General features: G+C 71.2%; 9 protein-coding genes and 2 pseudogenes. 4 read left to right on the top strand and 7 right to left on the bottom strand.

All coding sequences use genetic code 11. The features are described from left to right. Window positions 1-39: 39 nt before the first annotated feature. The 7 genes and pseudogenes from ACRAWC_RS04235 to ACRAWC_RS04205 all read right to left on the bottom strand — a co-directional run bounded on the left by ACRAWC_RS04235 (window position 40) and on the right by ACRAWC_RS04205 (window position 8,308). The gene (locus ACRAWC_RS04235) at window positions 40-783 is read right to left on the bottom strand and encodes a GolD/DthD family dehydrogenase (RefSeq protein WP_431346630.1); all 744 of its coding nucleotides are present in this window, start codon (window positions 781-783) and stop codon (window positions 40-42) included. Then, a complete protein-coding gene (locus ACRAWC_RS04230) occupies window positions 780-1,235 on the bottom strand; it encodes a ribose-5-phosphate isomerase (protein WP_431346629.1) in 456 nt (151 codons plus the stop codon). Before ACRAWC_RS04230 ends, ACRAWC_RS04235 begins: the two co-directional genes overlap by 4 nt. Before the next feature lie 91 nt (window positions 1,236-1,326). Further along, complete coding sequence (locus ACRAWC_RS04225) at window positions 1,327-3,006, bottom strand: dihydroxyacetone kinase family protein (protein WP_431346628.1); 1,680 nt, start codon at window positions 3,004-3,006, stop codon at window positions 1,327-1,329. Beyond that, entirely contained in the window at window positions 3,003-4,325 is a 1,323-nt protein-coding gene (locus tag ACRAWC_RS04220; protein ID WP_431346627.1) for an RbtT/DalT/CsbX family MFS transporter, read from the bottom strand. The genes ACRAWC_RS04225 and ACRAWC_RS04220 overlap by 4 nt, the downstream gene beginning before the upstream one ends. A 33-nt stretch (window positions 4,326-4,358) precedes the next feature. Beyond that, complete coding sequence (locus tag ACRAWC_RS04215; RefSeq protein ID WP_431346626.1) at window positions 4,359-5,477, bottom strand: zinc-binding dehydrogenase; 1,119 nt, start codon at window positions 5,475-5,477, stop codon at window positions 4,359-4,361. Between the two features lie 65 nt (window positions 5,478-5,542). Next, window positions 5,543-6,873, bottom strand: a pseudogene (locus ACRAWC_RS04210) (mannitol dehydrogenase family protein). A 157-nt stretch (window positions 6,874-7,030) separates the two neighbouring features. Next, complete coding sequence (locus ACRAWC_RS04205; protein WP_431346625.1) at window positions 7,031-8,308, bottom strand: uracil-xanthine permease family protein; 1,278 nt, start codon at window positions 8,306-8,308, stop codon at window positions 7,031-7,033. A gap of 149 nt (window positions 8,309-8,457) precedes the next feature. Between ACRAWC_RS04205 and ACRAWC_RS04200 the strand changes: the two genes are divergently transcribed. The 4 genes and pseudogenes from ACRAWC_RS04200 to ACRAWC_RS04185 all read left to right on the top strand — a co-directional run bounded on the left by ACRAWC_RS04200 (window position 8,458) and on the right by ACRAWC_RS04185 (window position 13,822). Next, window positions 8,458-9,861 (top strand): NCS2 family permease, encoded by a 1,404-nt coding sequence (locus ACRAWC_RS04200; protein WP_431349357.1) that lies wholly within the window; start codon window positions 8,458-8,460, stop codon window positions 9,859-9,861. Window positions 9,862-10,059: 198 nt separating this feature from the next. After that, window positions 10,060-10,641 (top strand): tRNA (guanosine(46)-N7)-methyltransferase TrmB, encoded by a 582-nt coding sequence (trmB, locus tag ACRAWC_RS04195; protein ID WP_431346624.1) that lies wholly within the window; start codon window positions 10,060-10,062, stop codon window positions 10,639-10,641. A gap of 10 nt (window positions 10,642-10,651) precedes the next feature. After that, window positions 10,652-12,076, top strand: a complete 1,425-nt coding sequence (locus ACRAWC_RS04190; protein WP_431346623.1) for an aldehyde dehydrogenase family protein — start codon at window positions 10,652-10,654, stop codon at window positions 12,074-12,076. 178 nt (window positions 12,077-12,254) lie between these two features. Next, a pseudogene (locus ACRAWC_RS04185) lies at window positions 12,255-13,822 on the top strand (aspartate ammonia-lyase). Window positions 13,823-13,889: the final 67 nt, after the last annotated feature.

Raw genomic sequence — 13,889 nt, 5'->3', positions numbered from 1 at the left:
CCTGCTCCTGTCTCTGTCGATCCGTATCGCGGCGCCGGCCTAGATGGAGGCGTAGCCGCCGTCGATCAGGATGTTCTCGCCGGTGACCATGCCCGCCTCGTCGGAGGCCAGGTAGCCGATCAGCGCGGCGACCTCCTCCGGCTGGGCGAAACGCCGGGCGGGGATGCGGGCGCGCAGCTCGTCGCCCTTCGACCCCTTCCACGCCTCTCGGCCGAGCGGTGTCTCCACCACGGTCGGCGAGACGGCGTTGACGGTGACGCCGTGGGGCGCCCACTCCAGCGACAGCACCTGGGTCATCCCGAGCAGGCCGGCCTTGCTCGCGCAGTAGGCGACGTGCTCGTCCAGGCCGACGACGCTCGCCTGCGACGCCAGGTTCACGATGCGGCCGAAGCCCGCGGCGACCATCCGCGCACCCACCGCCTGCGCCATCCGGAAGCTCGCGGTCAGGTTGACCGCGATCGTGCTGTCCCAGTCCGCGGCCGTCGTCGCCAGTGCGGGGGAGAGGCGGGCGATGCCGGCGGAGTTGACCAGGATGTGCGGGATGCCCGACTCGGCCTGGATCCGGGCGACGGCCGTCTCCGCGGCTCCCGGCTCGGTCAGGTCAGCGACCACCGGCACGTGCCCGGAGCCCGGCAGCCCGGCGAGCGCATCGGCGACCCGCGCGTCCCGGTCCACACCGGCCACGGTGGCGTCGCGCTCGGCGAACCAGCCGGCGACGGCGAGACCGATGCCGCTTGCGGCGCCGGTGACGATCACGACCCGTCCGTCGAAGGCGCCGCTCATCGCTCCAGGTCCCCGATCAGCTCGACCTTGCGCGCCGAGGGGCTGGACGTGTCGAACCGGTAGGTCAGCCACTCGTTCACGAGGCGGCGGGCCAGCTCCGTGCCGATGACGCGCTGCCCGAGGCAGAGCACCTGGGCGTCGTTCGAGAGCACCGCCCGCTCGACCGAGTAGGAGTCGTGGGCGGTGACGGCGCGGATGCCGGGGATCTTGTTGGCCGCGATGGCGACACCGAGCCCGGTGCCGCACACCAGCAGCGCGCGGTCGGCCTCGCCGGACGCGACCAACTCGGCTGCGGCCGCCGCGACCGCCGGGTAGGCGGTGTGGCCGTCGGCGTCCACACCGACATCGACGAGCGAGGCGACGAGCGGGTGGGCCTCCAGGTCGTCGCGGAGGGTCTCCTTGAGCGTGAAGCCGGCGTCATCGCTGCCGATCACGACGCGCAGTGCAGTCATGGTGTCGTCCTTTCGGTCCGGTGGTCGTTCGTCTGGTGGTGAGCGGTGGGGACGTTGTCGCGCGCCAGCAGCTCGCCCAGCGCGCCCGCAATCAGGGCGAGGAGGTCGCGCCGGCGTCCGGGGTGCCCACCGATTTGTCGGCGAGCGGCCGGGCGCGACCCCGCTTGGGGCGGAGCGCGGAGGTTCGGGCGGCCGCGTCGGACGCGGCCAGCGCGGCGTCCCGCCACGCGTCCGCCAGCAGGGCGCCGGCGGCGAGCCGGGCGGTCAGCGCGTCGCCGAACGGCAGCAGGGCGTCCACGAGCGTCTTGTCGCCCGGCTCGGCGCGCCCGAGGTCGAGGATGGCCGCGGTGAAGGCGGAGACCGCCGCGCCCGCGCTGTCGTCGGGGAACGCATCCGCCGTGTCGTCGAGCGTCGCGCCCGCGGCCTCCAGCGCCGCGCCCCAGAGCACGCCGGAGGTGCCGCCGGCCTGCTCGGCCCACGCGCGTCCGCCGGCGGCCAGCACCGCACCCGCTCCGGCGCCGCGCTCGGTGGCACGGTCGATCGCCGCCGTGGCCGCTTCGGCGCCGCGCAGCATCCCGCGGCCGTGGTCGCCGTCGCCGGCGACAGCGTCGATCGCGCCGAGCTCGTCCTCCCGGTCACGCAGCAGCTCGCGCACGAGCGCCGCCGCCTCGGCGACGCTCGCCGCCAGGCCTGCCGAGCCGAGCGACGGCGTGACGAACACCTGAGCCTCCTGCGCGACAGCGTCGTCCGCCTCGGCGGCCGACGCCAGCGTCGCCGCGAGCGGCGCGGCCTGCTTCCGATAGGCCGGGGCGTACGCGTCCGCCCGCCAGAGCGGCTCCAGCTCCTCGTCCAGCCAGGTGAGCGTCAGCGAGCAGCCGCCCATGTCGAGGCTCGTGACGAGCTCGCCGACCTCGGGCTCCACGACCTCCAATCCGGCGGCCTCCAGCAGCGGGAGCACGCGCGCCCAGAGCAGGAACAGCTCCTCGTACTTGGTCGTGCCGAGGCCGTTGAGGATCGCGCCGACCCGAGCGGGTCCGGTGTGCGGCGCGGCTTCCAGCACGCCCGCGACCAGCAGCTCCGCGAGGCCGGTCGCGGTCGGCATCGCGACGTCCCTGATGCCTGGCTCGCCGTGGATGCCGAGGCCGAGCCCGAGCATCCCCGGCTCCACCTGGAAGAGCGGCTTGCGCGCGCCGGGCATCGTGCAGCCCGAGAACGCGACGCCGAGCGTGCGCGTCGCCGCATTGGCCGCCCGGCCCGCGCGCTCGACGGCGTCGAGGTCGAGCCCGGCGGCCGCGGCCGCGCCGAGCGCCTTGAACACCACGAAGTCGCCCGCGATCCCGCGGCGGTCGCCCTCGGCGGGCGCGGAGGCCACGTCGTCGGTCACCAGCACGATGCGGGTGTCGATGCCCTCGGCCCGCAGCCGGTTGGCGGCGATCCCGAAGTTCATCACGTCACCGGCGTAGTTGCCGAACGTGAGCACGACGCCGCGCCCGCGGTGGGCGGCCTTCGCGACGGAGTACACGTGCGCCGCCGACGGCGAGGTGAAGATGTTGCCGACCACGGCGCCCGTGGCGAAGCCCGGGCCGACGAGACCCGCGAAGGCCGGGTAGTGCCCCGAGCCGCCGCCCACTACGACGGCGACGGTGGGCTCGCAGGCGGCCCGGGCGACCACGCCGCCCGCGACCCGCCGAAGCCGGTCGGCGTAGAGCGCGACGAAGCCGTCGAGCTGGTCCTCCGCGAAGTCGGCCGGGATGTCGGCGATGCGGGTCATCGCACGCCCTCCAGCTCCGCGTCGACCGCCGACTCGTCGTTGGCGTGCTGGTCGACCTTCAGGAAGCCGATCATCACGAACGCGCAGGCGTACAGCGCCACGAAGGCCCACACCACGCCGACCGCGCCCGCGAGCGGGAACACCAGGGCGACCACGCCGCTGCCGAGGAACGTCGCCCCACCGGCCGCGGTCGTGTACATCGCCATCGCCGCGCCTTTCTGCTGGGGAGCGAGCGCGGGCATGATCGCGCCCATCGGCACGAAACCGGCCAGCATGATGCCGAAGACGGTGCCCGCAATGGTGGCGACGACGAAGCCCCAGTCGCTGCCCGCCGGCACCCAGTGCGGGACGTACCACCAGAGCAGCAGGCCGATCGAGGAGCCGACGATGCCGAACCAGCGGACCGTCCGGCCCCAGCCCATCCGGTCGCCGATCGCGCCGAACACCGCGTTGAAGGCGATGTTGCCCGCGAAGATGACGACCGTCATGATGAGCCAGCGGCTCTGCCCCCAGCCGAGCTGGTCCGCCATGACCGCGGGCAGGACGATGAACATCCCGAACTCGGGTGCGGTGTTGATCAGGCGGATGAGGAAGCCCATCAGCACCTTCGGGTTGCGCGCGGTGAGCACGATCCCCGAACTGAGCACGCGCGCGGCCGAGTCGTTCGCCGGAGCGAGCCGGCGCTTGCCGTGCGGCTCACGGACGCCGAAGTGCGCGATCGCCCAGCCGATCAGCACGAGCGCCGCCGAGCCGACCATGGTCAGGCTCTCACCGCCCGCTCCGCCGCCGAACGCCGGGATCGCGAAGACCGCGAACAGCGAGCCGAGGGTGGGCAGACCGCCGGTGAACATCACGTAGAACCAGCCGACCGCGGTGCCGTTGCGCTTCTTCGGAACGATCTGATTGATCCAGACCAGGAACGCGAACGCGAAGAAGGGGAAGCCGAAGCCGCGCAGGAAGTAGCTGACGAACAGCAGCGGGACGCTCCCGATGGAGAGCGAGAACAGGAAGGCGCCCTCGAAGACGATCCACAGGATCATGCCGAGCGTCATCACCCGCCGGGGCCCCCACAGGTCCGCGAGCGCGCCGGACAGGTAGGACGCGATCAGCACGGCCAGGCTGTACATGGCGATGATCTGCGCGACGATGGCGAACTTGTCCTCGCCGAGCGCGTGCGTCATATGCGGGGACAGGAAGTTGGACTCGACCCCGTTGCCCGTCATGAAGACGAGGACGCCGAGGAAGCCCCAGCGCAGGGGATGGGGGATGCCGATCCGGTCGAGGAAGGTCTCGCGGACGGGTGCTGCGGTGGTGGTCATCAGAAACTCCGGTGATCGTGGGGGTCGGCTGCCTCAGGGCAGGATGGTGACCTTGATGGAGGCGCCCGCGGTGTCGCCGACGAGGTCGAGCGCGCTCTGGAACTCCGCGAGCGGGAACTGGTGCGTGCAGATCTCATCCATCGGCAGCGCGCCGGACTCGAGCAGCTTGATCGCGGCGGGCCAGCAGCCGGGGCCCAGGTGGGCGCCGCGGACGTCGAGCTCCTTGTCGTCGCTGATGATCGACCAGTCGACCGTCACGTCGGAGCCGAAGACCGAGTACTCGACGTAGGTGCCGAGCTTGCGGAGCAGGTTCAGGCCCTGGCCGACCGCCGAGGGGTGGCCGGTCGCCTCGATGTAGACGTCCGCGCCGTAACCGTCGGTGAGCTCCTTGACGCGGGCGACCGCGTCCTCCTGGGTGATGTTGATCGTGAGGTCGGCGCCGCACTTGCGCGCCAGGTCCAGCTTGTCGTCGCTCATGTCGAGCGCGATGACCTGCAGCGGGTTCTTCTGGCGGACGCCCGCGATGGCGCCGAGGCCGATCGGGCCGGCGCCCGCGATGACGACCACGTCGCCGAACTTCACGTCGGCGCGCTCCACCGCGTGCATCGCGCAGGAGAGCGGTTCGGCGTACGCCGCGTGCTGCGGGGCGAGGTCGAGGGACACCGGATGCGTCAGTGCGCGCTCCGGGATGAGCGCGTACTCGGCCATCGCGCCGTCGAACTGTTTGAAGCCGAACATCGCGTGCGGCGCGCACATCCAGTATTGGCCGCGCTCGCAATAGCGGCAGTCGCCGCAGGGGACGATCTGCTCGCACGCGATGCGGTCGCCGAGCGCCAGCCCGCGCCGCGCGAGTGCGGCCGGGTAGCCCGCGACGACGCGACCGACGAACTCGTGACCGGGGATGCGGCCGGTCTGCGCCCACGCGGGGCGGTTCTCGTCGCCCCAGAACTTGGGAGCGCCGTGATAGCACTTGAGGTCGGACGCGCAGACGCCGACGGCCTCCACGCGCAGCAGCAGCTCGCCGGCGCCGGGCTGCGGCACCGGCACGGTCTCGAGCCGGTAGTCCTCGGGGCCGTGGACGACGACGGCCGCCATGGTCTCGGGGAGTGCGGGAGCGGCGGGCGCCGCGGTCGGGGACAGCGATGTGGACATGAGTCTCCTCGGGATCGGTTGGGCAGGTGTGTTCGTGGCGGGACCGGCGGAGGGCCGGCTCCGGCTCAGCGGAGCGCGCGGAGCGTCGCGCGCGCTCCCTCGGAGTGGAGGCTCCGGAGCGCGGCGAGGTAGTCGGCTGTGAAGACGGCGTCGTCGGCGAGGTCGCCGAAGAGGTCGTGCTGGCGGAGGAACGCGTCGGGCTGGGCGCGCTGGCGCGCCGCCGCGGCGATGACGGCCTCCCGGCGCCGGTCGACCACCTCGATCGGTTCGCCCTGCTCGTCCGCGCCCTCGGCATAGCGCGCCCAGCTCGCGACGACGGCGGCGGCGAGGGAGTCCGGGCGCCGGCCGCGCGGCGCTCCCGCACGACCGGAAGCAGCCAGGCGGGGATGCGGTCGGATGAGTCGGCGCACAGCCGGGCGACAGTGTCGGCCACCTCCGGATTCGCGAAGCGCTCGACCAGGCTCTCGGTGTAGGCGGCGAGGTCGACGCCGGGAACGGGGCGCAGCGTCGGCGTCCCCTCCTGGCGCATGTAGCGGCGCAGGAGCGCGGCGATGTCCGGGTCGCGTGCGGCGTCCGCCACGAACTCGTATCCGAGCAGCCGGGCGAAGTAGCAGAGGGCCTGGTGGCTCGCGTTCAGCAGCCGGAGCTTCATCAGTTCGTACGGCTCGACGTCTGCGACGAGCTGGGCTCCCGCTCGTTCCCACGGCGGGCGCCCCTGCGGGAAGTCGTCCTCGATGACCCACTGGAAGAACGGCTCGGCGACGACCGGCCAGGGCTCGTCCGCGCCGAAGCGCCGCGTGATCTCGGTGCGGTCGGCCTTCGTCGTCGCCGGCGTGATCCGGTCGACCATCGACGAGGGGAAGGCGACCTCGGCCTCGATCCAGTGCGCGAGCTCCGGATCGGTCTGCCGGGCGAAGCCGGTCACCGCCGCGCGGGCGACGGCGCCGTTGTGCTGGATGTTGTCGCAGGACAGCACGGCGAACGGCGCGTGTCCGAGCTCACGACGACGGCGCAGGGCCGCGACGATCAGGTCGAACGCCGGGGCGGGCGCACCGGGCACGAACGCCCCGGTCTCCCGGTCGACCGGGTAGCCGCCCTCGGTGATCGTGAGGGACAGGATGCGGATCGCAGGGTCGGCGAGCCGCTCGATGGCCGCCCTCCGGTCGTCGGGCGCGTGCGCGAACTCGAGGATCGAGCCGACGTCCCTGGCCTCCCAGCGTCCGTCGGCGTATTTCTCGACCAGTGTGTATCGGCCGTCACGGGCGTCGAGCGCGTCGCGCATCGCTGCATCGGAGGGGAGCACTCCGACGGCGAGGACGCCCCAGTCGCGGGCGAGACCCTGTTCGAGCAGTCGGTCGATCGCGAGCGCCTGGTGCGCCCGGTGGAAGCCTCCCACGCCGATGTGCGCGATGCCGCACTCGACGCCGGTGCGGTCGTAGCCGGGGGTGTGAATGCGCTGCACAGGTTCCTCTCACTGACATTGTGCAGCTTAGAACAGATGAGAGGAGTCTGCAATATCGGATGCAGGACCGCGTTCGAGGACGTCTGGCGCGCTAGGCGGTGCCGCGCACGCGGGCGATCGAGTTCATGACGTGGTAGACGACGATCGCCGCGATGGCGCCGAGCGCGATCCCGTTGAAGGTGAGCTGACCGAAGTTCAGCGTGAAGTCGCCGATGCCGATGATGAGCGCGGTCGCCGCGGTGAACTGGTTGACCGGCTTGGAGAAGTCGACCTTGTTGTCCAGCCAGATCTTCACGCCGATCACGCCGATCAGGCCGTACAGCGCGGTCGTCACGCCGCCCAGCACCCCGGCCGGGATGGTGTTGATGACCGCGCCGACTTTGGGAGAGAGGCCGAGCAGGACCGCGACGATGCCGGCCACCCAGTACGCGGCCGTCGAGTAGACGCGCGTGGCGGCCATGACGCCGATGTTCTCGCCGTAGGTGGTCGTGCCCGAGCCGCCGAAGAAGCCGGCGATCGTCGTCGCCAGGCCGTCCGCGAACAGCGCGCGGCCGGTGAGCTTGTTGACTGCCGGGTCGGTGAGCTGCGCCACACCGCGGATGTGGCCGACGTTCTCGGCGATCAGCACGAGCACCACCGGGAGGAACGCGGGCAGGATGCCCCACGTCGACGCGGCGTCGGTGAACGGGTCGGCGGGGAACGTGAAGTGCGGGAGGCCGAGCCACGCCGCCTTGTCGACCTTGCTGAAGTCGACCTGGCCGGCGAGCGCGGCGAAGACGTAGCCGACGACGACCCCGAGGAAGATCGAGAGGCGGCCCAGCATCCCCTTGAACAGCACCGTGCAGAGGATGACCGCCGCGAGCGTCACCAGCGCCGTGACCGGCGCCTGCATGAAGTTGTTCTTGGCGGCGGGCGCGAGGTTGAACCCGATCAGAGCCACGATGGCGCCGGCGACGATCGGCGGCATCAGCCCGTCGATCCACTTGGTGCCGGTGGCGACCACGATCAGGCCTACGACGGCGAGCAGCAGGGCGGTGACCACGATGCCGAACAGCGCCGACGGCATCCCGTGCGCCTTGGTCGCGGCGACGATCGGGACGATGAACGCGAACGACGAGCCCAGGTAGCTGGGCAGCTTGTTGCGTGTGATCAGCAGGAACAGCATCGTGCCGACGCCGGAGAACAGAAGCGTCGTGCTCGGCGGGAAGCCGGTGAGCAGCGGCACCAGGAACGTCGCGCCGAACATCGCGACGACGTGCTGGGCGCCGAGCCCGATCGTCCGCGGCCAGGTGAGCCGCTCGCCGGGGAGCACGACTTCGCGTGCTCCGACCTTCTTGCCGTCGCCGTGCAGTTTCCAGGGCAGAGCCATGCGTGTCCTTATCGTGTCGCGGGGGAATTAGGCTGGTACAGCGCTGTGACGTACCTTCGAATGCGCCTCGAACCAAAACCCCACCGATACTACGGGAGACCACCATTTCCGCTTCGACTTCCACGCCCACGCCGACCCGCACAGGGCGCCTGGACCGGTTCTTCGAGATCACGTCCCGCGGCACCACGTGGGCGACGGAGATCCGCGGCGGCCTGCTGACCTTCGTGACGATGGCGTACATCGTCATCCTCAACCCGCTCATCCTCGGCGGGACCCCCGACGTGTCGGGCCACTCGCTGCAAGGCCAGCAGGTCGCGGCCGTCACCGCGCTGAGCGCCGGTGTCATGACCGTGCTGTTCGGTCTCGTCGCCCGGCTGCCGTTCGCGTTCGCCGCGGGCCTCGGCATCAACTCGTTCCTCGCGGTCAACGTCGTCAAGGTGCTGACGTGGCAGGAGGCGATGGGCCTGGTCGTCATCAACGGCCTCATCATCGTGCTGCTGGCCGCGACGGGCCTGCGCCGCCTGATCTTCAACGCGGTCCCGCCGCAGCTCAAGACCGCGATCACGGTCGGCATCGGCCTCTTCATCGCGTTCATCGGCTTCGTGGACAGCGGCTTCGTGCGCAGCACCAACCTCTCGTCGCCGCCCGTGCAGCTCGGCGAGGCGGGCTCGATCGCCACGGTGCCGACCCTGGTGTTCCTGGTCGCGCTCGTGGTCATGGGCGTGCTGATGGCCCGCAGGGTGAAGGGCGCGCTCCTGATCGGCATCGTCGTCGCCACCATCGTCGCGATCATCGCCGAGGCGGTCTTCCACGTCGGGCCGTCCGGCCCGAAAAACGCCAACGGCTGGAACCTCACGGTGCCACAGCTCCCGACGTCGCTGGTCAGCCTCCCGAACCTCAGCCTGGTCGGGCAGTTCGACCTGTTCGGCTCGTTCGGCCGGATCGGCGCCCTCGCCGCCGTGATGCTGATCTTCACGCTCGTGTTCACGAACTTCTTCGACGCGATGGGCTCGATGACGGGCCTGGCTCGCAGCGCCGGCCTCGCCAACGAGGACGGCACCTTCCCGCGCCTCCAGTCCGCCCTGATCGTGGAGGGCGTCGGCGCGGTCGTCGGCGGCGGCACCTCGGCCAGCTCCAACACGGTGTTCGTGGAGTCGGCGTCCGGCATCGGCGAGGGCGCGAAGACCGGCTTCGCCAGCGTCATCACCGGCGTGCTGTTCCTGCTCGCGATGTTCTTCACGCCGCTGACCCAGGTGGTGCCGCTGGAGGTCGCGGCCGCGGCGCTCGTCGTCGTCGGCGCCCTGATGGTGGTGCAGATCCGCCACATCGACTTCCACGAGTTCTCCAGCACGCTGCCGGTGTTCCTGACGATCATCGTCATGCCGTTGACCTATTCGATCGCGAACGGCATCGGCGTCGGCTTCATCTCCTGGGTGCTGATCCGGTCGCTCGCCGGCAAGGCGCGCGAGATCAGCCCGCTGCTCTGGATCGTCGCGGCCGGCTTCCTGGTGTACTTCGCGCGCGGCCCGATCGAGGCCGTACTGCCGCACTGATCGCTGGCAGATTCGTGCCGAATGTCGCCTTCCGCGCCGTGAAAGTCGACATTCGGCACGAATCGGAGTCGCTCGCGCGGCCTGCGAGAATGGACGGATGGAACCGTCCCCCTCGTCCGGCCGCACAGCTTCGTCATCCGCGGCAGGAAGACCGAAGCCCAGCGGCGGGCGATCGACGAGTTCTGGCCGGTCTACGGCGTGGATTTCGACGGCTCGCCGCTCGACCTGGCCGCGATCTTCGGGCGCATCGCGCCGCGCGTGGTCGAGATCGGCTTCGGCAACGGCGAGAACCTGCTCGCCCTGGCCGCACGGCATCCCGAGAAGGACTTCCTCGGCGTGGAGGTGCACGGCGCCGGAGTCGGACGGGTGCTCGCGGCCGCGCACGAGGAGGGGCTCACCAACGTCCGGGTCGTCCGGCACGACGCGGTGGAGGTCTTCGAGCAGGGGCTCGACGCCGCGAGCGTGGACGAGGTGCTCATCTTCTTCCCCGACCCGTGGCCCAAGGCCCGCCACCACCGGCGCCGCCTGGTGCAGCCCGACGTCGTCCGGCTCATCGTCGCCGCGCTGAAGCCGAGCGGCGTGCTGCGGCTCGCGACCGACTGGGAGCCCTACGCGGAGCACATGATCGACGTGCTCGACGCCGAGCCCGCCCTGCTGAACGTCGCCGGCGCCGGCGGGTTCGTCCCGCGGCCCGACGACCGGCCGGTGACCAAGTTCGAGCGGCGCGGCGAGCGGCTCGGCCACGCGATCTTCGACCTGGAGTACCGGCCGCGCGTGTGATGATGGGCGCATGACCTCGGAGTCCACGCTCACGTCCGGCACCGTCGCCGGCGACAGCATCCCGCACACCGTCGCGACCCTTCGCGCCGCCTTCGAGCGCGGTCGCACCAAGCCGCTCTCCTGGCGGCTCGCCCAGCTCGCCGCCCTGCGCCGGATGCTCACCGAGCGCGCGGCCGAGTTCGAGGACGCCCTGCTGGAGGACCTGGCCAAGAACCCGACCGAGTCGCAGATCGCCGAGGTCGGCTTCGTCGTCGGCGAGATCGACCACATGCGCCGCAACCTCCGACGCTGGCTGCGGCCCCGTCGCGTCGCCGTACCGGGTGCCCTGATGCCGGCGAAGGCCCGGGTCGTGCTGGAGCCGGTCGGCGTCGTGCTCGTGATCGCCCCGTGGAACTACCCGGTGCAACTGCTGCTGGCGCCGCTCGTCGGCGCTCTGGCCGCGGGCGACGCCGTCGTGCTGAAGCCGAGCGAGCTCGCGCCCGCCACCTCGGCCGCGATGGCGCGGCTCATCCCGCAGTACCTCGACCCGTCGGCCGTCGCGGTCGTGGAGGGCGGGGTCGCGGAGACCACGGAGCTGCTCGCCCAGCGCTGGGACCACATCTTCTTCACCGGAAACGGCCGCGTCGGCCGCATCGTCGCGTCGGCGGCGGCCGAGCACCTGACCCCGGTGACCCTGGAGCTCGGCGGCAAGTCCCCGGTGTACGTGGACGACTCCGTCGACCTGGCCGCCGCCGCCCGGCGGATCGCCTGGGGCAAATTCATGAACGCGGGACAGACGTGCGTCGCTCCCGACTACATCCTGGCGACGAAGGGCGTCTCCGAGCGGCTCGCCGTCGAGCTCGCCGGCGCGGTGCGCGCGCTCTACGGCGACGATCCGGCGCAGAGCCCCGACTACGGACGGATCGTGAACGAGCGGCAATTCGACCGCCTCGCGGGGCTGCTCGGCTCGGGGACGACCGCGGTCGGAGGGCAGTCGGAGGCGTCCTCTCGCTACCTCGCCCCGACCGTGCTCGTGGACGTGCCGCGCGACTCCGCGGTCATGGGCGAGGAGGTCTTCGGCCCGGTGCTGCCGATCGTCGCCGTCGACGGACTGGACGACGCGATCGCGTTCATCCGTTCCGGCGACAAACCGCTGGCCCTCTACGTCTTCAGTGAGCGCCGCGATGTGCGGCGCCGCATCCTCACCGAGACCAGCTCCGGAGCTGTCGGCTTCGGCGTGCCCGCCGCGCACCTGGCGGTCGGCGGCCTCCCGTTCGGCGGGGTGGGGGAGAGCGGGTCCGGCGCGTACCACGGCCGCCGGTCGCTGGAGACGTTCAGCCACGAGAAGGCCGTGCTGACCAAGGCGCTCGCGCCCGACACGCTGCAACTCATCTACCCGCCGTACACCGAGGCCAAGGACCGGTTCGCGCGCGGGCTGCTGCGGAAACTGGGCTGAGCGGGGCCGTCTCGACAGGCTGTCGAACGGCGTCCGGGATACCGGACGATGTGTCCATCTCCCGTGCAGGCGCCAGGGGTAGGCTCGGCTGTGCCGGGCGCCACGAACGGCCGGCAGACCCCGAAACGCCAACGCACAACGAGAGGCAATGGAGCCAAGCGTGGATTCCACAGCAACGATGGACGAACCGAAGACTCACCCCATCCCGGTCATCGACCCGACCGCCGGCAACAGCGTCGTGGACGCGTCCGAGAACGTGTCCGACGTCCCGACCCCCAGTGCCGAGGGCCGGCCCACCCGCGTCGAGACGGACTCCCTGGGCAGCCGGGAGATTCCGGCCGACGCCTACTGGGGTGTGCACACCTCGCGTGCCCTCGAGAACTTCCCGATCGCCAAGCGGCCCATCTCCGTCTACCCCGACCTGATCGTCGCCCTCGCCGCCGTCAAGCAGGCCGCGGCGCGCGCCAACCTGGAGATCGGCGTGCTGGAGCAGCACAAGGCCGACTTGATCGACCGGGCCTGCCAGCTCATCATCGACGGCAAGTTCCACGACCAGTTCGTGGTCGGCGTCATGCAGGGCGGGGCGGGCACCTCCACGAACATGAACGCGAACGAGGTCATCTCGAACATCGCGCTCGAGCTCGATGGCCGTCCCAAGGGCGACTACGCGAACATGCACCCGATCGACGACGTGAACCGCAGCCAGAGCACGAACGACACGTACCCGACCGCGATCAAGATCGCGCTCACGTTCGCGCTGGGCCACCTGCTGGACGAGCTCGCCCTACTGCGCGACTCGTTCGCCGCGAAGGGCCGCGAGTTCCGCCACATCCTCAAAGTCGGCCGCACCCAGCTCCAGGACGCCGTGCCGATGACGCTCGGCCAGGAGTTCCACGGCTTCGCCACCACCCTCACCGAGGACCACGCCCGGCTCACCGAGACCAAGTGGCTGCTCGCCGAGATCAACCTCGGCGCGACGGCGATCGGCACCGGCATCACCGCCGACCCCGGCTACGCGGCCGCGGCGGTCAAGCACCTCAACCTGATCACCGGTCTCAACCTGGAGACCGCGCCCGACCTGATCGAGTCGACCAGCGACGCCGGCGCCTTCATGTCGTTCTCCGGCTCCCTCAAGCGCAGCGCGATCAAGCTGTCGAAGATCTGCAACGACCTCCGACTGCTGTCGTCCGGTCCGCAGGCCGGCCTCGGCGAGATCAATCTCCCGCCGCGCCAGGCCGGATCGTCGATCATGCCGGGCAAGGTCAACCCGGTCATCCCGGAGGTCGTCAACCAGGTCGCGTTCTCCGTGGCAGGCGCGGACGTCACCGTGACCATGGCGGCCGAGGGCGGCCAGCTTCAGCTCAACGCGTTCGAGCCGGTCATCGCCCACTCCCTGTTGCAGAGCATCACCTGGATGGCGCAGGCCTTCCACACGCTGCGCGTCAACTGCGTCGACGGCATCACCGCGAACGAGGAGCGCCTCGGCGCGATGGTCGGCTCGTCGGTCGGCGTCATCACCGCGCTCACCCCCACATCGGCTACGCCGCCGCGGCCGCGCTCGCCAAGTCGGCACTGCTGACCGGCCACAACGTCGCCGACCTCGTGGTGGAGGCCAAGCTGATGAGCCGCGAGGAGGTCACCCGACTGCTGTCCCCGGCCCGCCTGAGCGGCCTCGAGGCGATCACCACCTCCATCCCGGTCGTCGAAGCCGAGGCCATCGAGAAGGCCGAGAAGGCCCGCGAGTAGCGCGATCCCGACAGGGGTCGCAACACGCCGCTATCGTGCCGCGATAGCGGCGTGCTGCGACCCCTGT

The sequence above is a fragment of the Leifsonia sp. L25 genome (genome assembly GCF_050632895.1).
Note: the sequence above shows the minus strand (reverse complement) of the source record. Positions and strands in the feature narration are given on the sequence as shown.